This window comes from Pseudonocardia sp. DSM 110487 (assembly GCF_019468565.1).
In the GTDB taxonomy this organism is placed as follows: domain Bacteria; phylum Actinomycetota; class Actinomycetes; order Mycobacteriales; family Pseudonocardiaceae; genus Pseudonocardia.
In genome coordinates, this window is record NZ_CP080521.1 from 782,623 (window position 1) to 805,545 (window position 22,923).

23 protein-coding genes are annotated in these 22,923 nt (G+C 72.8%); 13 read left to right on the forward strand and 10 right to left on the reverse strand.

All coding sequences use genetic code 11. The annotated features are described in order from the left end of the window. Nucleotides 1-4: 4 nt before the first annotated feature. Nucleotides 5-691 carry a TetR/AcrR family transcriptional regulator gene (locus tag K1T35_RS03565; RefSeq protein WP_255621553.1) on the reverse strand — a complete coding sequence of 229 codons (687 nt, stop codon included), beginning with the start codon at nt 689-691 and terminating at the stop codon, nt 5-7. Nucleotides 692-822: 131 nt separating this feature from the next. On the opposite strand from K1T35_RS03565, the gene K1T35_RS03570 reads away from it, so the two are divergent. Then, entirely contained in the window at nt 823-1,770 is a 948-nt protein-coding gene (locus K1T35_RS03570) for an NAD-dependent epimerase/dehydratase family protein (protein ID WP_220258757.1), read from the forward strand. On the opposite strand, the gene K1T35_RS03575 is transcribed toward K1T35_RS03570, so the two are convergent. The 3 genes from K1T35_RS03575 to K1T35_RS03585 form a co-directional block, all read right to left on the reverse strand. After that, the gene (locus K1T35_RS03575) at nt 1,724-2,146 is read right to left on the reverse strand and encodes a thioesterase family protein (RefSeq protein ID WP_220258758.1); all 423 of its coding nucleotides are present in this window, start codon (nt 2,144-2,146) and stop codon (nt 1,724-1,726) included. The two genes, K1T35_RS03570 and K1T35_RS03575, sit on opposite strands and share 47 nt — an antisense overlap. 103 nt (nt 2,147-2,249) lie before the next feature. Then, nucleotides 2,250-3,047 (reverse strand): alpha/beta hydrolase, encoded by a 798-nt coding sequence (locus K1T35_RS03580; RefSeq protein WP_220258759.1) that lies wholly within the window; start codon nt 3,045-3,047, stop codon nt 2,250-2,252. Between the two features lie 13 nt (nt 3,048-3,060). Then, entirely contained in the window at nt 3,061-3,792 is a 732-nt protein-coding gene (locus K1T35_RS03585) for a MerR family transcriptional regulator (protein ID WP_220258760.1), read from the reverse strand. A gap of 105 nt (nt 3,793-3,897) precedes the next feature. On the opposite strand from K1T35_RS03585, the gene K1T35_RS03590 reads away from it, so the two are divergent. Further along, nucleotides 3,898-5,112 (forward strand): acetyl-CoA C-acetyltransferase, encoded by a 1,215-nt coding sequence (locus tag K1T35_RS03590; RefSeq protein ID WP_255622518.1) that lies wholly within the window; start codon nt 3,898-3,900, stop codon nt 5,110-5,112. 12 nt (nt 5,113-5,124) lie between these two features. Next, a complete protein-coding gene (locus K1T35_RS03595; protein WP_220258762.1) occupies nt 5,125-7,296 on the forward strand; it encodes a 3-hydroxyacyl-CoA dehydrogenase NAD-binding domain-containing protein in 2,172 nt (723 codons plus the stop codon). A gap of 29 nt (nt 7,297-7,325) precedes the next feature. On the opposite strand, the gene K1T35_RS03600 is transcribed toward K1T35_RS03595, so the two are convergent. After that, nucleotides 7,326-8,411, reverse strand: coding sequence for a glutamate--cysteine ligase (locus K1T35_RS03600; protein ID WP_220258763.1), 1,086 nt, complete (start codon nt 8,409-8,411; stop codon nt 7,326-7,328). 118 nt (nt 8,412-8,529) lie between these two features. Between K1T35_RS03600 and K1T35_RS03605 the strand changes: the two genes are divergently transcribed. After that, entirely contained in the window at nt 8,530-9,141 is a 612-nt protein-coding gene (locus K1T35_RS03605; RefSeq protein ID WP_255621555.1) for a DedA family protein, read from the forward strand. A 59-nt stretch (nt 9,142-9,200) separates the two neighbouring features. Further along, nucleotides 9,201-9,725, forward strand: coding sequence for a pyridoxamine 5'-phosphate oxidase family protein (locus K1T35_RS03610; RefSeq protein ID WP_220258764.1), 525 nt, complete (start codon nt 9,201-9,203; stop codon nt 9,723-9,725). Here the strand turns inward: K1T35_RS03610 and K1T35_RS03615 are convergent. From K1T35_RS03615 to K1T35_RS03625, 3 genes are all read right to left on the reverse strand, one after another. Further along, nucleotides 9,676-10,350, reverse strand: a complete 675-nt coding sequence (locus K1T35_RS03615) for a TIGR03943 family protein (protein WP_220258765.1) — start codon at nt 10,348-10,350, stop codon at nt 9,676-9,678. The two genes, K1T35_RS03610 and K1T35_RS03615, sit on opposite strands and share 50 nt — an antisense overlap. Continuing rightward, nucleotides 10,347-11,345, reverse strand: a complete 999-nt coding sequence (locus K1T35_RS03620) for a permease (RefSeq protein ID WP_220258766.1) — start codon at nt 11,343-11,345, stop codon at nt 10,347-10,349. The genes K1T35_RS03615 and K1T35_RS03620 overlap by 4 nt, the downstream gene beginning before the upstream one ends. 67 nt (nt 11,346-11,412) lie before the next feature. Continuing rightward, complete coding sequence (locus K1T35_RS03625; protein ID WP_220258767.1) at nt 11,413-12,204, reverse strand: alpha/beta fold hydrolase; 792 nt, start codon at nt 12,202-12,204, stop codon at nt 11,413-11,415. Nucleotides 12,205-12,296: 92 nt separating this feature from the next. Between K1T35_RS03625 and K1T35_RS03630 the strand changes: the two genes are divergently transcribed. Continuing rightward, complete coding sequence (locus tag K1T35_RS03630) at nt 12,297-13,625, forward strand: PLP-dependent aminotransferase family protein (protein WP_220258768.1); 1,329 nt, start codon at nt 12,297-12,299, stop codon at nt 13,623-13,625. A 29-nt stretch (nt 13,626-13,654) separates the two neighbouring features. Next, nucleotides 13,655-14,935 carry an amidohydrolase family protein gene (locus K1T35_RS03635; protein ID WP_255621556.1) on the forward strand — a complete coding sequence of 427 codons (1,281 nt, stop codon included), beginning with the start codon at nt 13,655-13,657 and terminating at the stop codon, nt 14,933-14,935. 475 nt (nt 14,936-15,410) lie between these two features. Here K1T35_RS03635 and K1T35_RS03640 read toward each other — a convergent pair whose 3' ends face one another. Both K1T35_RS03640 and K1T35_RS03645 read right to left on the reverse strand, forming a co-directional pair. Beyond that, the gene (locus tag K1T35_RS03640; RefSeq protein ID WP_220258769.1) at nt 15,411-16,001 is read right to left on the reverse strand and encodes a pyridoxamine 5'-phosphate oxidase family protein; all 591 of its coding nucleotides are present in this window, start codon (nt 15,999-16,001) and stop codon (nt 15,411-15,413) included. Beyond that, on the reverse strand, nt 15,994-16,575 hold the full coding sequence (locus tag K1T35_RS03645; protein WP_255621557.1) for a helix-turn-helix domain-containing protein: 582 nt from the start codon (nt 16,573-16,575) through the stop codon (nt 15,994-15,996). The genes K1T35_RS03640 and K1T35_RS03645 overlap by 8 nt, the downstream gene beginning before the upstream one ends. Nucleotides 16,576-16,751: 176 nt before the next feature. Between K1T35_RS03645 and K1T35_RS03650 the strand changes: the two genes are divergently transcribed. The 6 genes from K1T35_RS03650 to K1T35_RS03675 are packed head-to-tail and all read left to right on the forward strand — an operon-like array spanning nt 16,752 to nt 22,919. Next, nucleotides 16,752-18,008 carry an amidohydrolase family protein gene (locus K1T35_RS03650; protein ID WP_220258770.1) on the forward strand — a complete coding sequence of 419 codons (1,257 nt, stop codon included), beginning with the start codon at nt 16,752-16,754 and terminating at the stop codon, nt 18,006-18,008. Then, nucleotides 18,008-18,766 carry an ABC transporter ATP-binding protein gene (locus tag K1T35_RS03655; RefSeq protein ID WP_220258771.1) on the forward strand — a complete coding sequence of 253 codons (759 nt, stop codon included), beginning with the start codon at nt 18,008-18,010 and terminating at the stop codon, nt 18,764-18,766. The genes K1T35_RS03650 and K1T35_RS03655 overlap by 1 nt, the downstream gene beginning before the upstream one ends. After that, on the forward strand, nt 18,763-19,611 hold the full coding sequence (locus tag K1T35_RS03660) for an ABC transporter permease (RefSeq protein WP_220258772.1): 849 nt from the start codon (nt 18,763-18,765) through the stop codon (nt 19,609-19,611). Before K1T35_RS03655 ends, K1T35_RS03660 begins: the two co-directional genes overlap by 4 nt. A 25-nt stretch (nt 19,612-19,636) precedes the next feature. Beyond that, the gene (locus tag K1T35_RS03665) at nt 19,637-20,809 is read left to right on the forward strand and encodes an ABC transporter substrate-binding protein (protein WP_220258773.1); all 1,173 of its coding nucleotides are present in this window, start codon (nt 19,637-19,639) and stop codon (nt 20,807-20,809) included. Continuing rightward, a complete protein-coding gene (locus K1T35_RS03670; RefSeq protein ID WP_220258774.1) occupies nt 20,806-22,143 on the forward strand; it encodes an FAD-binding oxidoreductase in 1,338 nt (445 codons plus the stop codon). Before K1T35_RS03665 ends, K1T35_RS03670 begins: the two co-directional genes overlap by 4 nt. Continuing rightward, nucleotides 22,143-22,919 carry a creatininase family protein gene (locus K1T35_RS03675; RefSeq protein WP_220258775.1) on the forward strand — a complete coding sequence of 259 codons (777 nt, stop codon included), beginning with the start codon at nt 22,143-22,145 and terminating at the stop codon, nt 22,917-22,919. Before K1T35_RS03670 ends, K1T35_RS03675 begins: the two co-directional genes overlap by 1 nt. Nucleotides 22,920-22,923 lie beyond the last annotated feature (4 nt).

Sequence of the window (22,923 nt, forward strand, 5' to 3'; positions counted from 1 at the left end):
CCGATCAGGGTAGTCCCGCGAGATCGGCCATCGTCTGCATCTGGTGGTCGAAATGCGCGGCCGGGTCCTCGAACATCTCCGCGAGCCGGCCGAACACCTCGAAGCTCACCAGGCCGAACAGTTGGCTCCACGCGGCGAGCCCGGCCAGCAGGGCTCGGTCGGTGGGGCGGGCGTCCGTGGGAGGGCCTACGGCCTGGGTGACGATCCGGTCGAGATCCGCGTGCAGTGCCGGGGCGACCGGGACGTCCACCGCCCGCGACGCCTCCGCGGCCACCCGGACCAGCGCCACGACCACCCGCGACGCGGGCGGCATGGTGTCGGCCGGCGCGGTGTAGCCGGGCACCGGCGTGCCGTAGAGCAGCGCGTACTCGGCGGGGTGGTCCAGAGCCCAGTGCCGCACCGCCCGGCAGAGCGCCATCCAGCGCCCACGCAGGTCGGACGGTTCCACGGCGGCCTCCGCCGCCTCCGCGGCGGCGCCGAGCTCCTCGTACGCGTCCGTGATCAGGGCGGTGAGCAGGGCGTCGCGGCCGTCGAAGTAGCGGTAGAGCGCGGACGGCACCATCTCGAGATCGCGCGCGACCGCGCGCAGCGTCAGGCCGGGGCCGTCGATCGCCAGGCGGCGGCGGGCGGCCGCCTTGATCTCGTCGACGAGCTCGGCGCGCACACGAGCGCGCAGGGACGGGGCGGGCACGTGGTGAGACTCCCACACGACGAGATCGTGCGCACGGAAGGAGAACATTGTTCTTGGCATGTCGAACCTCGTGCGCTAGCCTCGATGAGAGAACAGTGTTCTCGAATCGGAACGAGCTTTTGGGGGTAGCCGTGGCGCTGCAGGTGGTCGTGGGAGCGGGCGCGGTGGGGGTGGCGACGGCCCGGCTGCTCGCCGCCCGTGGCGATCAGGTTCGGCTGGTCAGCAGGCGGGGGACCGGGCCGGAGCACCCGTCCGTCGAGCGGGTCGGCGCGGACGCGACCGACTCCGCCGCCCTCGCCCGCATCGCGCACGGCGCGGTCGCCCTCTACAACTGCGCCGCGCCGCCGTACCACCGCTGGACGCTCGACTGGCCGCCGCTTGCGAACGCGCTGCTCGACACCGCCGAGGCAACCGGTGCCGTCCTCGTCTCGGCCGGCAACCTCTACCTCTACGGCCCGGTCGACGGCCCGCTCACCGAGGACGTGCCGGCGCGCCCGGCCGGGCCGAAGGCGCGCGTCCGGGCCCGGATGTGGCAGGACGCGCTCGCCCGCCACGAGGCCGGTCGGATCCGCACCGCGGACGTACGGGCGTCCGACCACATCGGTGCTGGATCCCAGTCGATGCTCACTCTCGCGGTGCTGCCTCGGGTGCTCGCCGGCAGGCGGGCGAGTGTGCCCGCGGACCTCGACGCCCCGCGCACCTGGACCGCCGTCGGGGACGTCGCCCGCACCCTCGTCGCCGTCGCCGACGACGAGCACGCATGGGGCCGGGCGTGGCACGTACCGAGCGTGCCGCCGCTTTCCGTGCGTGAGGTCGTCACCCGGTCGTGTGCGCTGGCCGACGCCCCGCCGCCGCGGCTGTCGACCATGCCGGGGTTCGTCCTCTGGCTCGGGGGGTTCGCGGACCCGCTGGTCCGCGAGCTGCGGGAGACCCAGTACCAGTTCCGCGGCCCGTTCATCATGGACTCGACGGCGGCCGTCGCCGCGCTGGGCATCACCGCCACGCCGATCGACGAGAGCCTGGCGGAGACCGTCAGTCGGCCCGCAACGGAGCCGGCTCGCCCAGCGCGTCGGCGATGAACGCCGGGATCTCGCGCTTGCCGGAGCCGTCGGCGGCGACCACCACGTAGACCGTGCGACCCATGCACGTGACCTCGTGCCCGTCGCGCCGCACCTCGAAGTCCAGCGCGAAGCTGGTGCGCCCGATGCGGGCGGTCGACACGGCCACCTCTGCCGTGTCCTGCCAGCGCAGCCCGGATCTCCAGTCGATCTCCGAGCGCACGAGCTGCACGTCGTAGCCGGACTCGATCATCTTCTGGTACGGCATGCCGCGGGCGGTGAGGAAGGCCGACATGGCCTCGTCGAAGTAGGTGAGGTACCAGCCGTTGAACACGACGCCCTGGGCGTCGACCTCCATGTACCGAACCGCGATGGGGAAGGTGAATACGTCGCTCATGACGAGGGCTGCTCCGCGCTCACGCCTGGCGACGCTACCCGCCCGCGAGGGCCGAAGGCTCCTCGCTCGCGAGTCGCGGTTTGGGTGTGCGCGAGTCGCGCTGTCAGACCGCGCGGCCGATGAACGCCGTGACGTCCGTGAGGACCTTGTCCTTGTTGGTCTCGTTGAAGACCTCGTGCCGGGCGCCCGGGTAGGTCTTCTCCTCGAACACCACGCCGCGCAGGCCGGCGATGCCGTCGCGGGTGGCGTCGATCGGGACGATCTGGTCGTCCTCGCCGTGTACCCAGAGCGTGGGAAGAGCGCCGAGCGGGCCGTGGGAGCGGATGCGGTCGAGGCACGCGACGATGGCCTCGAGGGTGGCGCGCTGGAAGCGGCCGTGCCACACGAGCGGGTCGTCGGCGTAGGCCTTGCCCACCGCGGGGTCGCGGGAGAGCGCGTCGGGGTCGATCGGGGTGTCCGGGATCTCGGCTGAAGCGAGCAAGCCGCTCGCCGCGTCCCAGCGACCGAGCACGGGCCCGGAGAGCACGAGGGCGGCGAGCTCGTGGCCGTAGCGCTGGGCGTAGCGCGCCGCGATCATCCCGCCCATCGAGTGTCCGACGAGCACGGTGGGCAGCTTCGGGTCTCGGACCCTCGTCGCGAGCTCGTGGAAGTCGCTCACGACCGGCTCGTAGTCGGTGATCAGCACCCGCTCGCCTGCGCTCCTGCCGTGGCCGATGTGGTCGACGCCGTGCACGACCGCGCCGTTGCGCACCAGCGCGTCGGCGACGTGCTCGTACCGTCCGATGTGTTCGCCGTAGCCGTGGCAGAGCAGCGCGATGTAGCGCGCATTCGCCCGGGGCCAGGTGCGGGCGGTGAGCTCACCCGCGTGCCCCTCGAAGGTCCAGTCCCGCGATTCGGACACCCTCGTCCCCTCCTCAGTCGCCCAGGCGCTCCCGGATCGTGCGGTTGACCGCCCGACCGAACGCCGTGACCAGCCCGAGCACCGTCACCGGCTTGAGCTGGGACAGCGCCGCCGCAAGGCGGTTCCGCTCGTCGGCGCGGTGGCCGCGGTCGCGGTAGGGCTGGAGAACCTCGTCCTGGAACATCGCCATCAGTTCCTCGGCCAGCGCCGTGGTGTGTTTCTCGATGAGGCCGTGTGCGCGGCGCCATACGTCGGTCGGCAGGTGTGAATCGATCACGGCGAGCGCGCTGCCGAGCGTGCCTGCGCCGTGCAGCTGGAGGCGGCCGTCGGGCAGCGGGGTGACGGCGCCGAGGTCGCGCAGCGACTCGAGGTCCTCGTCCGACAGGGCTCGGCCCGCGCGCTTCTCCAGCTCGTCCCGATCGATCTCCTCGATCTCCTCCGGCACCCACGGCGTGAGCAGCGCGCGGTGCAGCGCCAGCTCGGCCTGCCCTGCCTGTGGGGGGAGGCGTTCCAGGTGGCTCTCGATCGCGGAGAGGGTGAAGCCCAGTGCCGACAGCTCGCTGACCAGCTCCAGCCGGGCGAGGTGATCGGGGCCGTACAGCCCGGTACGGCCGCGCAGCTGCGGCGGCGGGAGCAGCCCGCGGGCGGTGTAGTACCGGATGTTGCGGACCGTGATGCCCGAGCGGTCGGCGAGCTGGTCGATCGTGAGGAGCTCGCCCCGGTCGGGTAGCGATGGTGCCGCCATGGGCCGCAGATTACGGCACCGCTTGACCTATGTGACAGCGCTGCTGTAACAAAGCGGGAGGTCCACTCCGCTCGGTCGTCGAAGAAGAGGGTTTCCATGGCAGAGATGCCCGAGGCGTACGTCTACGACGCCATCCGCACTCCTCGCGGCCGGGGCAAGGCCTCCGGATCGCTGTACGAGGTGAAGCCGGTATCGCTCGTCGTCGGCCTCATCCACGAGCTGCGTGCCCGCTACCCGGAGCTCGACCCGGCCGCGATCGACGACGTCGTGCTCGGCGTCGTCTCGCCGATCGGCGACCAGGGCGGTGACATCGCCAAGACCGCCGCCATCCTCGGGGGCCTGCCGGACACCACCGCGGGCGTGCAGCACAACCGGTTCTGCGCCTCGGGGCTCGACGCGGTGAACAGCGCCGCCCACCAGGTGCGGGCCGGCATGGCCGACTTCGTGCTCGCGGGCGGCGTCGAGAGCATGTCCCGGGTGCCGATGGGCTCCGACGGGGGCGCGTGGGCGATGGATCCGGAGACCTCGTACGAGACGGGCTTCGTGCCGCAGGGCATCGGCGCCGACCTCATCGCCACGCTCGAGGGCTGGACCCGCGACGACGTCGACGCGTACGCGCTCGAGTCGCAGACGCGCGCCGCGAAGGCGTGGGCGAACGGGTACTTCGCGCGCTCGGTCGTGCCGGTGAAGGACCGCAACGGCCTCGTTGTGCTCGACCGCGACGAGCACGTGCGCGCCGGCACCACGATGGAGGCGCTCGGCGGGCTGCAGCCCTCGTTCGCGATGATCGGCGACCAGGGTGGGTTCGACGCCGTGGCGCTGCAGCGCTACCACTGGGTCGAGAAGATCGACCACGTGCACCACGCCGGCAACTCCTCCGGCATCGTCGACGGCGCCGCGCTCGTGCTCATCGGCACCGAGGCGGCGGGCAAGGCCGCCGGCCTGACCCCGCGGGCCCGGATCGTCTCCACCGCACTGTCCGGCGCCGACCCGACGATCATGCTGACCGGACCGGCGCCCGCCACCCGCAAGGCACTCGCCAGGGCGGGGATGACCGCCGACCAGATCGACCTGTTCGAGATGAACGAGGCCTTCGCCGCCGTCGTCATGCGCTTCATGAAGGACATGGGCGTGCCGCACGACAAGGTCAACGTCAACGGTGGCGCGATCGCAATGGGCCACCCGCTCGGCGCCACCGGCGCCATGATCCTCGGCACCCTCATCGACGAGCTCGAACGCCGCGACCAGCGCTTCGGCGTCGCCACGCTCTGCGTCGGCGGCGGCATGGGCATCGCCACCGTCGTCGAGCGCCTCTCCTGAAAGGGCTACTCAGTGAAGAATCAAACGGCGGCTGACCAGAAAGCCGTCCGCTGGGAGAACGGCGAGGACGGGATCGTCGTCGTCACGCTCGACGACCCGGACCGCAGCGCGAACACGATGAACGACCGCTTCGTCGCTGACTTCGGCGAGTGCGTCGACGCGCTGTCGGCCGGCAAGGACGACATCACCGGCGTGATCATCACCTCGGCGAAGAAGACGTTCTTCGCCGGCGGCGACCTCGACACCTTGAGCAAGGCGACCAAGGACGACGCCGCCACCGTCATGGAGAGCTCCATGACGGTGAAGAAGCACCTGCGCAGGCTGGAGACGCTGGGCAAGCCGGTGGTCGCCGCGATGAACGGCACCGCGCTCGGCGGGGGTCTGGAGATCGGGCTCGCGTGCCACCACCGCATCGGGCTGGACGCCAAGGGTGTGGTCTACGGGCAGCCCGAGGTGACGCTCGGCCTGCTGCCCGGCGCCGGTGGTGTGGTGCGCACGGTGCGGATGCTGGGCATCGCGAACGCCGTGATGAACGTGCTGGTACAGGGGCAGCGGCACAAGCCGGCGAAGGCCCTCGAAGTCGGCATCATCGACGACCTGGCGGCCACCCCGGAGGAGATGCTGGAGAAGGCGCGCGCCTGGATCGCGGCCCATCCGGAGTCGCGGCAGCCGTGGGAGGAGCCGGGCTACCGGATCCCCGGCGGCACCCCGTCGACCCCGAAGCTCGCCTCGATCCTCCCGGCCTTCCCCGCCAACCTGCGCAAGCAGCTCAAGGGCGCCCCGATGCCTGCCCCGCGCAACATCCTCGCGGCGGCCGTCGAGAGCACGCAGGTCGATGTCGACACGGCGTTCCGCATCGAGGCCCGCTACTTCGCGGAGCTGGTCACCGGGCAGACCTCGAAGAACATGACCAAGGCGTTCTTCTACGACCTGCAGGCCATCAACGGTGGCGAGTCCCGGCCGGACGGCCACGAGCAGTGGCAGCCCACGAAGGTCGCGGTGCTCGGCGCCGGGATGATGGGCGCGGGCATCGCGTACGTGTGCGCGCTCGCAGGCTGGGAGGTCGTGCTCAAGGACGTCTCGCTGGAGGCGGCCGAGAAGGGCAAGGCCTACTCCGAGGGGCTCGTCGCGAAGGGCGTCAAGCGCGGGAAGACCACGCTGGAGAAGGGTGAGGCGCTCCTGCAGCGGATCACGCCCACCGCCGACTACAACGACCTCGCGGGCTGCGACATGATCATCGAAGCCGTGTTCGAGTCGGTGCAGCTCAAGCAGGAGGTCTTCCGCGAGGCGATGAAGGTCGTCGAGCCGGATGCCCTGCTCTGCTCCAACACCTCCACCCTGCCGATCACCGAGCTCGCCGCCGGTCTGGACCGGCATGGTGACTTCATCGGGCTGCACTTCTTCTCACCCGTCGACAAGATGCCGCTCGTGGAGATCGTCCGGGGCGAACGGACCTCGGACGCGGCGGTCGCCAAGGCGTTCGACGTCACGCTCGGGATCAAGAAGACCCCGATCGTCGTCAACGACAGCCGCGGCTTCTTCACCAGCCGGGTGATCGGCACGTTCCTCAACGAGGGCGTCGCGATGCTCGCGGAGGGCATCGACCCGCAGACGATCGAGCAGGCCTCCTCGCAGGCCGGCTACCCGGCGCCGGTCCTGCAGCTGATGGACGAGCTCACGCTCACGCTGCCGCAGAAGATCCGCAACGAGTCGAAGGCGGCAGTCGAGGCGGCGGGCGGCACCTGGGAGCCGCACCCGGCCGAGGCGATCATCGACCGGCTCGTCGCCGAGTTCGACCGCAAGGGCAAGAGCGCAGGCGCCGGGTTCTACGAGTACGCCGACGGCAAGCGCACGGGCCTGTGGCCCGGCCTGCGCACCGAGCTGGGAGCCACGAACCACGACGTCGACCTGCCCGAGCTGTCCGAGCGCATGCTGTTCGTCGAGGCGATCGAGACGCAGAAGTGCTTCGACGAGGGCGTGCTCACCTCGGTGCCCGATGCCAACATCGGCTCGATCTTCGGCATCGGCTTCCCCCCGTGGACGGGCGGTGTCGTGCAGTACGTCGAGGGCTACCCCGGCGGCGTGGCGGGCTTCGTGAGGCGGGCGGATGAGCTGGCGAAGAAGTACGGGACGCGCTTCGAGGTCCCGGCCAGCCTCCGCGCCAGGGCGGCAGCGGCGGCTTAGCGCGGACCTGCGGTCGAGTAGCGCCGGCCCTACTCGACCACCGGGGACGGGTGCACCGCGTCGAGGACGACATCCGCCAGGTCGCCCGTCCTGGCCATGACGTCGCGTTGGCGGTGCGCGCCGGTGCCCCTGCGCAGAACCCCATCGAGCAGCTCGCGCACGAGGTGGAGGTCGCCCGACTCGTCCAGCGCCGGTGCGACGTGCGCGAGCAGCGCGTCCTGCACCTCGGCGGCCGGGGCGGGGCGCCAGGTGCGGGGGTCGAGGAGCTGCGCCTCCATGCCCCAGCGGCTGGCGCGCCACTCCGCGAGCTGCAGCACCTCGGTGCGCACCGGGTCCGGGGCCGAGCCGCGGGCCGCGGCGGCGGCCGCGGTCTGCACCAATGACCTGACGAGCCCGGCCACGAGCACCGCGTCGTCGGGTTCCCGGCAGACGTCGGCCACCCGCACCTCGACGGTCGGGAGGTGCCACGACAGCCGCGCCTCGATGTAGATCATCCCCTCGTCGATCAGCGTGTCCGTGGCGAGCGCGGTGTCGACGAACGCCCGGTACGCCGCGGCGGACCCGAACGGCGCGTACGGGCCTGCCAGCGGCCAGCGCTGCCATGCCTGCGCGCGGTAGCTGCGGTACCCGGAGTCCTCCCCGTTCCAGAACGGGGAGTTGACCGACAGCGCGAGCAGGGGTGCGAGCCACGGCCGGATCCGGTCGAGGACGGCGACACCCTCCTCCGGCGAGTCGACCGCGACGTGGACGTGGCACCCGCAGGTGAGGCCCTCCGCGACGGTGAGCCCGAACCGGCGGGCCATCTCCGCGTACCGCCACGTCGGCATGATCGTCGGCTCCACCGGGAGCGGTGAGGTCGCGAGCGGGACGAGCGCCACGCCGACGTCGGCGGCGGCCGCCGCAGCAGCAGACCGCGCGGATCGGATCTGCCGGGAGAGCTCGTCGAGCGTGCTGCACGGCTTGGTGTTGGTCTCCACCTGCTCCTGCTGCAGCTCGGCGGTGAGCTCTCCCTCCCCGGACGCGGCGAGCACCGCCTGCCCGACCGCCCGCGGCCTGCCGGTCCGCGGGTCGACGAGCAGGAACTCCTCCTCGACGCCGAGCGTCCGTTTCGTCACGGAGAGGAAGTACCCCGCGCCGGGACAGCTGTCCCGCCGGTCACCCGCCGGCGTCCTCGTCGGTCAGCGCGGCATCTTCGCCGGGTGTCCGCCACCACGTCTCGGGCACCCTGGAGCCGTGGCCGACTGGGTGTTCTCGATCGTCGACCGGCTCGGGGCTGCGGGCGTGGGGCTGCTCATCCTGCTCGAGAACATCGTCCCGCCGATCCCGTCCGAGGTGATCCTCCCGCTCGCGGGCTTCCGCGCCCGCACCGGCGGCGTGAACGTCGTCTTCGTATGGCCCGCGGCGACGGCCGGGTCCGTACTCGGCGCGCTGCTGCTCTACGGCCTCGGGTCGTGGCTGGGCTACGACCGGCTGCACCGGCTCGCGGGCCACCGGTGGTTCGTGTTCGTCAGCCAGAAGGACATGGAGCGCGGTGAACGGGTCTTCGAACGGCACGGCGGCAAGGTCGTGCTGTTGGGGAGGTGCGTCCCGTTCCTGCGCAGCGTGGTCTCGATCCCGGCCGGGATCTCCGGCATGCCGCTCGTGCGCTTCGTCGCGCTCACCGCGGTCGGCAGCGGGGTCTGGAACGCGGCGTTCCTCGTGCTCGGCTGGGTGCTGGGGGAGAACTGGGACCAGGTGGAGGGTGTACTCGGCCCCGTCAGCTACCTGGTGCTCGCGCTGCTCGCGGTCGGGCTGGTCGTGCTGATGGTGCGGCGGGTGCGGTCCGCCTCGGTTCCCCGCGGGTGACCGACCGAACCGCGAAGTGCCTTCTTCCCGGCCGAGGCCGGATCGGCGACGCTCGGTGCATGACACTCAAGGTGCCGTCCTTCGACACGATCAAGGACGAGTTCGACGCTTACGTCGGCTCCATCGGATACGCCACGATGGTGACCGTCGACGCGCACAACCGGCCGCGCACCAGGGTGTTGATCCCGGTCTGGGAGGTCGTGGACGGGGCGCCGCTCGGCTGGCTCGCCACCTACCGGACCCCGGTCAAGGCGGCGCACATCGCCGGCAACCCGCACACGAACTTCTCCTACTGGTCGCCCGGGAACAACTCGGTCGCGATCGACGCCGTGGCGGAATGGACCGACGATCCGACGGACAAGCAGCACGTATGGGACCTCTACCGCCGCACCAGCCCGCGCGGCGCAGGCTACGACCTCGGCGGTTTCTGGCGGTCGCCGTCCGACCCGCAGCTGCACGTCCTGCGCCTCACCCCGTGGCGCATCCAGGTGATCCGCGGCGCGGACCTGCGGAGCCGGATCTGGCAGCCGGAGCTCAGTACTCGTAGGGATCCGGTGGCGGCGGGATCGTCCGTGCCGAGGTGACGGTCAGCGCCGGGACGTGGCCGTTAGCAGCCGTGGCACTGCCCGTCTGCAGGACACCCCGCACAAGCAGCCAGGTGTCGGCGGCGTGGTCGCCGAGGTCCCCGACCAGCCGAACGCGGTTCGGGCGGGCGTCCGCCGCACAGCAGGCGATCGTCAGGCGGGCCAGCTCGACGGCCGTACCACGGCGCACCACGAACCCGGTGAGCCCGACCTCCCGCCCCTCGAGGGACCCGCCGGTGTCCCAGATCGCGCGCTGCACGAACTCGGCGACCGAGAGCTCGGCCGGTAGCGGCCCGAACACGTCGGACTCCTGCACGACGGCATTGCCCGTACCCGCGCGGGTCACGGCATCGGCACCCAGCGCGGGCGGCGCGACCAGCGCGATCACGAGGACCGGCGCGAGCAGCAGCCAGGGGGTGTGGCCATGGCGGTGCTCGTGCGCAGGTCGCCCGGTTCGGTCGCGCAGCAGCCCCACGATCGCGAGCACCACGATCACGGCACCCGCGGCGAGCACCAGCCAGCGGTGGGACGGGCGGACGTAGCGCAGGTACGTGTCGTCGGCCGCGATCCGCAGCAGCGCCCCGCCGAGGAGCACGAGCAGGACGTGCTGGGTGTCGCGCCTCACAGCAGAACCAGCCCGGAACCGACCGCGCAGAGCACTGCGACCGTGAAGGTCAACGGCGCGAAGCGGGCGGCGAACGCGCGGCCGAACGTGCCCGCCTGCAACGCGATCAGCTTGACGTCGACCGCGGGGCCCACGACGAGGAACACGAGCCGCGGCAGCAGCGGGAGCATCGTGAGCGACGCGGCCACGAACGCGTCGGCCTCGCTGCACAGAGCCAGCACCACCGCCAGCAGGGCCATGACCAGCACGGCGAGCACCAGCTGCCCGGCAAGCGCCTCGGTCCATGCCGGTGGCACGAGCACCGACAGCGTCGCCGCCGCGGCCGCGCCGATCACGAGGAACCCACCCGCGGAGACCAGGTCGTGCCGCGCGGTCTCGGCGAGTACCGCCCAGCGCCGACCGTCCGACGGGGGCGGCACGGCCCGGCGGCCGATCCACTCGGCCTTGCCGAACCGCGCCCACACCCAGCCGGTCACACACGCGGTGGCGAGCGCCCCGACCGCCCTGGCGAGCACCATCCGCGGCTCGCCCGGGAACGCGACCGCCGTGGCGACGAGCACGACCGGGTTGACCGCGGGGGCGGCGAGCAGGAACGTCAGCGCCGCGGCGTCCGGCACGCCCTGACCCATCAGCCGCCGGGCCACCGGCACCGACGCGCACTCGCAGCCGGGCAGCACGAGCCCGGCGGCGCCCGCCACCGGGACGGCCGCGGCTGGACGCGCCGGCAGCACCCGGCGCAGCACCGACGGCGAGACGAACGCCGCGATCGCGCCGGAGAGCAGCACCCCGAGCACGAGGAACGGCAGCGCCTGCACGCAGATCGCGACGAACACGGTGGCAGCGGTCTGCAGCACGGGCACCGACAGCACGTCGACGAGGAGCGGTCGCGCCAGGATCGCGACCAGCAGCACCGCGCAGAACACGTGCATCGACGTGATGCGGGAGCCGATGGCAGCGGTCACGGGAGGGATGCTGCCAGCGCGCCCGGCCCCCATGGGCCCGTTCGCCACTTTCGGGGTGTCGTTCCATTCCACCCCACCGGCAGGTCGGAGCAATCTCGGATCAATGGGTCGGGACGCGGTCCAGGAGGCGCTGCAGCGCCGCGTTGAAGGCGTCCGGACGTTCCAGGTTCGGCATGTGCGCAGCGCCGTCCACGACCACGAGCTCCGCGTCCGGCACTCCGTCGGCGATCACCCGCGCGTCCGCGACCGGGGTGAAGGAGTCCTCGCTGCCGACGACGACGACCGTCGGCACCGTGACCGCGGCCAGGCTGGCGCGCCGGTCCGGGCGGTCGGCGCGGGCGCGCTGGGCGGCCGCGGCACCGGCGGGGTCGGTCGAACGCATCATCGCGAGCACGTGCCGGGCCACATCGGGCGGCGCGTCCGGCGAGACCATCAGGTAGAGGTTCTCGACGGCGTAGGGGTCCATGCCCTCGCGCAGCAGGCGCTGTGCCTGCGCGATCCGCGCCACCCGCGACTCGCCGCTCTCGCCTGCCGCCGTCGTGTCCGCGATGAGGAGGCCGGCCACCCGGTCGGGGTGGCGGGCCCAGAGCTCGAGCGCGATCTGCCCGCCCATCGAGAGGCCCGCGACCACCGCGCGGGGGACGCGCAGTCCGTCCAGGAGCGCGGCGAGGTCGTCGACGAACGCGGACCAGTCCGGCACAGCGCCGCCGCTGGCCCCGTAGCCCCGCAGGTCGGGCACGATCACGCGCCGGTCCGCGCTGAAGTGGCGCAGCTGCGGCGCCCACATCGAGCGGTCGAACGGATGGCCGTGCACCAGGAGGAGCGGGGTGCAGCGGTCCGGCCCGACGTCCTCGTAGGCGAGAACGGTCCGATCCAGTGCGATGGTGCGCATGCCGGCTCCTCTCCGTTTGACCGTTCCGAGTCTGGTCGGTACAAAGCCCCGAAGCAACGCGTCTCGCGCGCGACAATGAACTCGGAGCAATCGTGGACGACTATCGGGTGTTGGCCGACGCCGTGGCCACCGACATCGCGGCGGGCAGGCTCCGTGCGGGCGACCGGCTCCCCACGCAGCGGCGGTTCGCGCGCGACCGCGGCATCGCGGTCTCCACCGCGTCCCGCGTCTATGCGGAGCTCTCCCGCCGCGGGCTCGTCGCGGGTGAGGTGGGCCGCGGCACGTTCGTCCGGGCCGCGCCGCCGCCGCCCGGACCCGCGCTCGTGGAGCACCGTCCGGTCACCGTCGACCTCGAGATGAACTTCCCGATCCTCGACGGGCAGGCTGCGCTCCTCGCGCCCGCGCTGTCCGGGTTGCTGCGGGCCGACGGGCTGCGGGCAGGGCTGTCCCCCGGGAGCGCCGCGGGAACCGAGGCGGCCCGGCGGGCGGCCGCGGCGCTCCTCGCCTGCGAGGGCTGGACGCCGCGGCCGGAGCAGGTGCTGTTCGCCGGCAACGGGCGGCAGGCCATTGCGGCCGCCATCGGCGCGCTCGTGCCCGTCGGCGGGCGGCTCGGCGTCGAGGCGCTCACCTACCCGGTGACGCGCACGATCGCCGCGCGGCTCGGCGTCGAGGTGGTGCCGCTCGCGGTGGACGCCGAAGGGCTGCAGCCCGATGCGGTGCGTGCGGCGGGCCGGCTCGACGCCGTGTTCGTGCAGCCGACGATGCACAACCCGCTCGGCGTCACCATGCCCGTACCGCGCAGGCGGGAGCTGGCCGATGTGCTCGCCGAGCACGACGTGCCGGCGATCGAGGACCGGATCTACTCCTTCCTCCGCGACGACCCGCCGCCCCTCGCGGCGTTCGCCCCGGAGCACACGGTCGTGGTGGAAAGCCTGTCCAAGCGGGTCGCGCCCGGCAGCACGCTCGGGTTCCTCGTGCCGCCGATGGCTCACCACCAGCGGGTTCGCGCGGCGATCCGCGCGGGCGGGTGGCTCGCCCAGAGCTTCGCGGTCGAGGCAGCGACCCGGTGGGTGGCCGACGGCGTCGTGGCGGAGATCCAGGCGGCGAAGCGGGTGGACGCGGCGCGGCGCCAGGCGCTGGTGGTCCAGCGGCTGGCCGGGTTCGCCGTGCGCGCCGACCCGGCGGCCTACCACTGCTGGTGGGAGCTGCCGCCGCCGTGGCGGGCGGAGACGTTCGTCGCGGCGGCCGCGCGGCGCGGGATCGCGGTGACGCCCGCGGCGTCGTACGCGGCGGGCGCGGGGCATGCACCGAGCGCGGTCCGGCTCGCGCTGGCCACGCCCCCCGTCGACGCGCTCGCCGCCGCCCTCGACGTCCTCGCAGCGCTTGGCCGGGGCGCTCCCGGCGACGACGGCACGGAGTAGAGACAACGGCGCGGAGTAGAACTGCGCCCGTGCTGATCGTGCGGGGTGCCGAGCTGGTGTGGACCGGGAGCGCCGAGCTGCCGGGCGGTGAGATCGCCTGCGGGCCCGACGGGAAGGTCGCGGCGGGTCCCGTCGACGGCGAGATGCTCGACGCGACCGGGTGCGTGGTGACACCCGGCCTCGTGAACGCCCACCACCACCTGCTGCAGACCGCGTTCCGGACGCTGCCCGGCACCCGCGGCGTGCCGATGCGCGACTGGCTCCCACGGATGGCAGCCGCGTACGCCGCGGTGGGCGTGGACGACGAGCTGGCGCACGCCGCCGCGGCGGCCGGGCTCGCCGAGGCACTGCTGTGCGGCGTCACGACGGTGGCCGACCACCACCTCACCTGGCCTGCGGGCGACGGGGTCGGCATTGCCCGTGCAGTCGCGGCGGCCGCGGGCGAGCTGGGCGCGCGGCTGGTGTTCGTCCGCGGCAGCGCGCGCGACGACCCGCAGGAGGCGGCGGCCTCCGCGGACGCGATCGCGGCGGCGCTCGGCGGCGACCCGACCGGGATGGTCCAGGTCGCGGTGGGGCCTGCCGGCGTGCACAGCGACGGTGAGGAGACGTTCGCGCTGCTCGGCGAGGTCGCGAGGCGGCACGGCCTGCGGCGGCGGACGCAGGCGAACGAGCAGGTCGACGTCGAGATCGCCGAGCAGCGCTACGGCCGCCGCCCCCTCGACCTCCTCGACGAGTGGGGCTGGCTCGCCCCTGACGTCACGATCGCGCACCTGTGCGACGTCACCGACGAGGAGATCGCCCGCGTCGCGGCGGCGGGCGCGAGCGCCACGCACGCCCCTGGCTGTGACCTGCCCATGGGATGGGGCGTAGCCCCCGTGGCCGCGCTGTCGGATGCCGGCGTCCCGGTGGGGCTCGGGACGAGCGGCGGCGGCAGCAACGACGCGGGCCACCTCCTCGCCGACGCTCGCCTCGCGATGCAGGTGGCCCCGCTCGCCGGACGGCCGGTGACCGCGCGCGAGGTGCTCACGTGGGCGACCGCGGGCTCTGCCGCCGGGCTGGGGCGCCCGGAGCTGGGCCGCCTCGACCCGGGCTGCGCCGCCGACCTCGCCTGCTGGGACGTCACCGGCGTCGCCGACGCGGGCATCGCCGACCCGCTCGCCGGGCTGCTGTGGGCGGCGCCGGGGCGCCGGCCGAGGCACGTGGTGGTCGGTGGCCGGGTCGTCGTGCGGGACGGGGAGCTGGTCGGGCGGTCGGAAAGGGAGGTGGCGGGGACCCTCCGGACCCTCCTCGCCGACCGTCCAGCTCGGTAGAAGGTGCCGCCCTCGCCCCTTGGCCGAGGAGCGTGATCACCGCATCGGTGCTGTACCGGCCGCATACGGCCGCCGCCGCACCAACCTGGTGATCACCAGCTTGGGCTCGGCCCCGGCTGCCCCGGAGCTCTCGTCATCCGAGCGCCCCGGCACGATCGGGGACCGCACATTGATCGCCTGTTCGGTGCGCTCCCGGCCATATACGGCCGCGAGGGCACCGACCGGGTGATCAGCAGGCAACTGATCGCCGGCATGGTGCGGGAGCGGCCACATCCGGCCGCCGCTGCACCGGTCTGGTGATCACGGCAAAGGCTCGGCGCCAGCGTCTCCCGGCTCGAAACATTGATCGTGCCCGCGACACCGCCTTCGGTGGCGCCGCGCGCCCTCTGGGCAGTCCCCGGCCTGCCCGCGTTGTGCTGCCCGGAGGGGCCCGCACGATGCGCGGCGCTACCGAAGGCCCAGCGCCCGCTCTTGCTCAGGGCAGCACCGGGAAGTGCCGCCAGCCGTCCCCGTCCCGGACGAAGCGGGTCTTGGTCGACGGTGAGCTCTCGGTGCCCGCCTGCCAGAAGTCGACCCGGTCGGGTTCGAGCCGGATCGTCGTCCAGCTCGGCGGCGCCTCGCGGGACGCGGGGTCGGCCGCCGCCGCGTCGAACGCCTCCTCGACGGCTCCGGGAGGCACGGCGTAGTCCGGCGGCCGCAGCTGCGGGAGGAGGGCGTGGTAGGCCCACGCGATGAGCTGCAGCTGCCGTGCCTGGGTGCGGTAGCCCTCGCGCGAGGTCTCGGCGTCGAGCTCGGCGGCGATGCCTTCGAGGACGACCTGCCGGGCGTGCCCCGGCCAGTAGAAGACGGCGGAGGCGCGGGGGTTGGCGGCGAGGTCGCGGGTCTTCGTGGTCGGGGTGGAGGAGTGGAAGCGCACCCCGTCCGGATCGATCACGGTGACGAGCACCGTGCGGGCGTGTGGGACGCCGTCGGCATCGGCCGTCGCGAAGGTCATCGTCTGGTGCTCACCCGCGGCGATCCAGCGGGCCAGCACGGAGAGCGGGTCGCCCGAGAGCAGCTCAGGCACCGGGTGCCCCCGAGTGCACCAGCACCAGCACGCACGTCTCCGGTCCGACCTGCCGGAACCGGTGATCCACCAGGCCAGGGTATGTGATCGAGTCCCGGGCGTGCAGTGTGCTGAACCGGCTGACGCCCTCCTCGCGCAGCTCCACCTCGACGGTCCCGTGCGCGACGTAGAGCAGCTCCGTTCGCTCGTGGCGGAAGAACTCCTCGAACTCCTGCGGGGCGCCGACGAACTCGGTGACGTCGGCGCCAGCCGGGTCGTGCAGCAGCAGCCGGGCCCCGCCCGCCTCCACCTCGACGAGCGACGCGTCGTCCGCGCGCACGGCCTCGCCCGCGGGTGTGCCCGCGGCCTTGCCGAGAAGTGCCTGCTGGGTGGTGCCGAGTGCGGTCGCGATCCGGAACAGTGAGCGCATGGACGGACGCGTGCGCCCGAGCTCCAGCTGCGACAGGAACGGCTGGGACAGCCCGGCCCGCGCCGCCACCTGGGCGAGGGTCATCCCGCGGGCGTGGCGCGCGGCACGGATGGCCCGGCCCAGCCTGGCGTCCGCCGCACGCTCGGCGCCGCTCGCGGTCGGCACCGATTTCACACGGCCGCGCGGGCGCGGCAACGTCGCTGAAACATGGGCTCCCTAGCGTCGGTCAATGTTGACTCCATCAATAAACTGCAGGTAGATGGCCGGTCAAGGAGGAAGCTATCGACGAGGAACGGGTTCGCCCGATCGGGGCGCCGGACGACCCGGCGCAACTTTCCGGCGTGCAGCTGCGCTCCATCCGCGGTGTCCGGCTGCTCGATGGCATGGTCACCGACCTGCAGATCGTGGACGGCCTGATCACCCCCGACCCGGTGCGGGTGAGCGACCCGGGCGTCGACCTCGATGCCGCCGGCTGGCGCGTCCTGCCCTCCGCGGTCGAACCGCACGCCCACCTCGACAAGGCGCTCACGGCCCACCGGATCGACCCGGACGCCGGGAACGACCTCCCGGCCGCGATCGAGCAGTGGAAGGCGCTCGTGGCCGGGATCGACAGCGCCGACATCGCCGAGCGGGCCATGGCCGCCGTGCGCCGGTACGTCGTGAACGGGATCACCACGATCCGCACGCACGTGGACGTCCTCGGCACCGGCGACCCGATGCGCGGCGTCGACGCACTCGTCGGCCTGCGCGAGCGGCTACGTGGCCGGGTCACGCTGCAGGTCTGCATGCTCGCCGGGTTCCAGACGCCGGACTCCGTGCTGGCCGAGGTCGCGGCCCGCGGCGTCGACGTCATCGGCGGCTGCCCGCACATCGCCCCCGACCCGCACCGCGAGACCAGCCGCATGCTCGACCTCGCCGAGCGGCTCGGCCTGCCGGTGGACCTGCACGCCGACGAGCAGACCGGCCTCCCGTCGGCGGACGCCGGGCTGGACATCGTCGACCTCGCCGAGCAGGTGATCGCCCGCGGTCTGCAGCAGCGGGTCACGGCGAGCCACTGCGTGCGCCTCGGCATGCTGCCGCCGGAACGCCTCGCCAAGGTGCTCGAGCTCGCCGCACGGGCCGGGCTCGGCATCGTCACGCTGCCGATCACGAACCTGTACCTGCAGGGCCGGGACGCCTCGCACGCCGCGCCCCGCGGGATCGCCGCCGTCAGGCAGATCCTCGACGCCGGCATCCCGCTCGCCGCGGGCGCGGACAACCTGCGTGACCCGTTCAACCCGGCGGGCCGAGCCGACCCGTTCGAGACCACGTCGCTGCTGATGACCGCCGCGCACCTGCGCCCGGTGGAGGCGCTCGCCGCCGTCACCACCGGCGCGCGCACCGTGCTGGGGCTGCCGCCGGCCGGCACCGCGCCCGGCGCCACCGCCGACCTCGTCCTCGTGCCCGACATCGACCTGGGAGACGTGCTCGCGGGCACGGTCGACGCCCGGGTGGTCGTGTCCGGCGGACGGGTCATCGCCGACACGCGGGTCGCAAGAGCGCTCGACCTGCCTGCCGTGCCCGATCTTGCCCCGCAACCGCTCACCGAGGTGAGGTGATGAGCGTGACCACCGATACCACCGAGCGCACGCGGACATTGGCCGTCGACCGCGTGACCAAGCGGTTCCCGACCGGCACGGTCGCGCTCACCGACGTGAGCCTCTCCATCGACGCGGGCGAGTTCGTCACCGTCGTCGGGCCGTCCGGCTGCGGGAAGTCCACCCTGCTGCGGCTCGCGTCGGGGCTGGAGACCGCCACGGGCGGCGCGATCGAGGTGTCCGCGCGCGCCACCAGCTACGTGTTCCAGGACGCGACGCTCCTGGAGTGGCGCAGCGCCCTGCGCAACGTCGAGCTGGTCGGGGAGCTGCGGGGCGTGTCCCGCGAGGAACGGCGGGAGCGGGCCCGCGCCGCGCTCGACCTCGTGGGCCTCACCGGGTTCGAGGGCCAGCACCCGCGGCAGCTGTCGGGCGGCATGCGGATGCGCGTGTCGCTGGCAAGGGCGCTGGTGGCCGAGCCCGACCTCGCCCTCTTCGACGAGCCGTTCGGCGCGCTCGACGAGATCACCCGGCTCCAGATGCAGACGGAGTTGCAGCGGATCTTCCGGCAGGAGCGGTTCGCGGGGCTCTTCATCACCCACTCGGTGTCGGAGGCGGTGTACCTGTCCACGCGGGTGCTCGTGATGAGCGGGCGGCCCGGCCGGATCGTGGCCGAGATCCCGATCCCGTGGGACTACCCGCGCGAGCCCGAGCTGCGGTACTCGGCCGAGTTCGGCGAGATCACCGGACGCGTCTCGGCGGCGCTGGGGGAGCACTCGTGACGACCGTCGAGAGCCGCGTCGAGGTGCCCGCCCCCGAGGCGGCGCCATCGCGCTCCGCCGCGAGCACGGCCCTGCGGCGCTCCGCCCCGATCGTCGGCGCGCTGATCGGCTTGCTGGCGGTCTGGTACGCGGTCACCTACCTGGTGCTCCCGGCGAGGCAGCGCTTCCTGCTCCCGCCCCCGCACGAGGTGTACGGCGGGGCGTTCACCAACCCGCAGCTGATGGGGCCGATGACGGAGGCGCTGGGCCGCAGCTTCGCGGTCGCGCTCGTCGGGCTCGTGATCGCGGTGGTGCTCGGGATCGCCTACGCCGTGGTGATGTCGCAGTGGTCGTGGGCGGAGAAGATGCTCTACCCGTACGCGGTGATCCTGCAGACGATCCCGATCCTCGCGCTGGTGCCGCTGATCGGGATCTGGCTCGGCTACGCCTTCCCCGCCCGCGTGGCGGTCTGCGTGATCATCGCGCTGTTCCCGATGATCGCCAACACGCTGTTCGGGCTCCAATCGGCGAGCGCGGCGGCGCACGACCTGTTCACGCTGAACAAGGCCACCCGGTGGCAGCGGCTGACGAAGCTGCAGTTCCCCGCCGCCGTGCCGTCGATCTTCACGGGCCTGCGCAACGCCGCGGGCCTCTCGGTGATCGGCGCGATCGTCGGCGACTACTTCTTCCAGCAGGGGGCGCCGGGCATCGGGGGCCTGCTGCGCGTCTACACCCAGCGCCTGCAGATGGAGGCGCTGCTCACCGCCGTCACGCTCACCGCGCTCTTCGGCGTCGTGATCTTCACGATCTTCGCCGTGCTCGACAGGGCCGTCGTCGGCCGCTGGTACGGCCGAGTCCCCCGCTGATCCCCGCCCACCACTGGAGCTCCCCATGATCCGATCCGGCCCTCTCGCCGCGACGGCCGTCGCCGCCGCGCTCGTGCTGTCCGCGTGCGGCGGCGGCACGGCCGAGTCCGGCGCAGCGCCCACCCCTGCCGCCCCAGCCGCGGAGGCGGGCGGGCCGCTCGACCTCAGCGGTGCCTGCCCGGCGAAGGTGGTGCTGCAGCAGGACTGGCAGCCGGAGGCCGAGCACGGCTCGATGTACTCGCTCGTCGGCCCCGACTACACGATCGACTCGGACGCCAAGTCGGTCAGCGGCTCGCTCGTCGCGCAGGGCGTGGACACCGGCGTGGACGTCGAGGTGCGGCCCGGCGGCTCCAACGTCGGCTTCCAGCCGGTTCCGGCGCTCATGTACCTCGACGACGCGATCGTGCTCGGGGCGGTCACCACCGACGCCGCGATCACCGGTGCGGCCGAGCAGCCGACGGTGGCCGTCGCCTCGACGATGACCGTGAGCCCGCAGATCCTGATGTGGGACCCGGAAAGCCATCCCGGCATGACGACGATCCGGGAGGTCGCCGCCACCGGCGTCCCCGTGGTGACCTCTGGCGACATCCTGCACGCGCTGCTGGCGAGCCAGGGCATCATGCGGCCCGAGCAGGCCGACACCAGCTACGAGGGCACGCCCGCGCGTTTCGTGTCCGACCCGACGATCCTGCAGCAGGGCTTCGCCACGGCCGAGCCGTACCTCTACCAGAACGAGATCGCGGAGTGGGGCCGCCCCGTTGGCTTCGAGCCACTCGCGAACTACGGCTTCTCCGTCTACCCGGAAGCACTGGCCGTGCGCGCCGACAAGCTCGAGCAGCTGCGCCCGTGCCTGCAGAAGCTGGTGCCGATCATGCAGCAGTCCCAGATCGACTACCTCGAGGATCCCGCCTCGACCAACCGCCTGATCGTGGAGCTCGTCGAGGCCTACCAGACCGGGTGGGCCTACTCGGCCGGCGTCGCGGACTTCTCCGCCAAGGCCCAGGTGGAGCAGGGCTTCGTGAAGAACGACCCGGCGTCGGGGGTGTTCGGGCAACTCGACCCCGCGCGCATGCAGCAGATCGTGTCCACGTTCGGCCCGATCCTGCAGTCCCAGGGCACGATCACCACGGTGCCCGACCCGTCCAGCCTCTACACCAACGAGTTCATCGACCCGAGCATCAAGATGGAGGGCCCGTGAACGTCGCGGAGCGCACCGCGGCGGCCGTCGCCGAGATCGAGCGTCTGGGCGCCGGCACCGTCTCCACCGACCCGGCACTGATCCTGAAGGTCTCCTCGGACTGGTCGCGCATGTCGCCCGTGCTGCAGGAGAAGGTGCCGCCTGGCCGCTACGTCGCCCACGCCGTGGTGCGGCCGACGCGGCCGGAGCACGTGCCGCAATTGCTGCGGGCGGCGTTCGACCACGATGTGCCGGTCACGCCGCGCGGTGCGGGTACCGGCAACTACGGGCAGGCCACCCCGTTCGACGGCGGCATCCTGCTCGACCTGCGCGGGCTGGACACGATCACGGTGAACCCCGGCGGCACGATCACCGCGGGCGCGGGCGCCCGGCTCACCGCGATCGACAAGGTGGGCCGTGCGGCCGGGCTCGACATCTGGATGTACCCATCCACGAAGAGCTCCACGATCGGCGGCTTCATCGGCGGCGGCAGCGCGGGAACCGGCACGATCGAGCACCGCACCACGGCCGACGGCTTCGTCGTGTCCGCACTGGTGGCGCCCATGGACGGCAGCGGCACGATGCGCCGGGTCACCGGCGACGAGCTCACGCCCTACATCCACACCTACGGCGTCACCGGCATCCTGGTCGACGTCGAGGTCCGCACCGATCCCGCGCGGGACTGGGTGGCCGTCTACGGGAGCTTCGGCTCGTACGCCGACCTGGTCGAGGTGCACCGCAGCCTGCTGGACCTCCCGCAGCTGCCGCGGCTCGCCTCGGGTGACGAGCCCGCGCTGGTGCCGACGCTGACGGCGCCGCTGGACCTCGACCCTGCCCGGTGGAGCCTGCGCGTGATCGCCGAGGCGTCCACGGCAGGCGAGGTGGCCGCGCGGATGGCCGCGGGCGGCGAGCACGTCGCAACGCTCACCGACTACGTCGAGACCGACCGCCTCTCCGGGATGTCGTACAACCACCCGGTCTGGTTCTTCCAGCGCGGCAACCCGCAGCAGTCGTACTTCCACATGGAGACGGGTGGCACCCCGCTGTGGGACGCACCCGACGCCGTCCGGGAGGTGTACGACGGGCCCGTCCACGTCCACCTGGACCTGTTCGCCCACGGTCCGGGCGCCATGATCGTCGCGGAGTACCAGGGGGAGGAGGCCACGCTCGCCGGCATACCCAAGCTGGAGGCGCTGGGGGTGGGCGTCCACAGTCCCCACCAGTGGTACGTGGACCGAAACGTCGAGCTGGCCATCGAGACCGCACGTGTGAACGACCCGAAGGGCCTGCTCAACCCGGGCAAGCTCGTGGCCATCCCGCCCGTCGACACGCGCGTCAACATCGGGGTGCGCTGATGGTGCCGCGGTTCGTCGACCTCACGGCGCCGCGGATCGCGGCGCTGCCGCCGGACACCGTTGCGGTGCTCCCGCTGGGCGCGATCGAGCAGCACGGCCCGCACCTGCCGGTCTCCACCGACTACGTCGCGGCGAGCGAGGCCGCCGAGGCGGCGGTGCGCGTCGTCGCGGAGGCGGGCACGGCGCCCGTCGTGCTGCTGCCCGCGCTCGCGTACACGAAATCCGACGAGCACCACTGGTCGGCGGGCACGATCTGGCTGTCGTGGGACACGCTGATGTGCACGCTCGTGGATATCGGCCGGTCGCTCTCGACGTCGGGCATCACGCGGCTGCTGTTCGTCAACGGGCACGGCGGCAACTCCGCGCTCGGCCAGGTGGCGTGCCGCGAGATCCGGATCAAGTTCGGGCTGCGCACGTTCTTCGCGCACCTGTCGGTGCCCGCCGACCAGGGCGGGCGGACGTCGGCCGAGAACGAGTACGGAATGGGCGTGCACGGCGGTCACGGCGAGACATCGCTGATGCTGCACCTGCGCCCCGAGCTCGTGCACATGGAGCACGCGCGGCGCCGGGTGCCCGAGGGACTGCGCGAGTACGAGCACATCGGGTTCGGCAAGCCGGTGTCGTTCGGCTGGACGAGCGCCGACTTCGGCCCCGACGGCCACATCGGCGACCCCACCGGCGCAACCGCCGAGCACGGCAAGGCGATCTTCGAGGCGGCGGTGGGCCGGCTCGCCGAGGTGATCGTCGAGGCCCACCGCTTCACCACCCCGGCGTGACGTC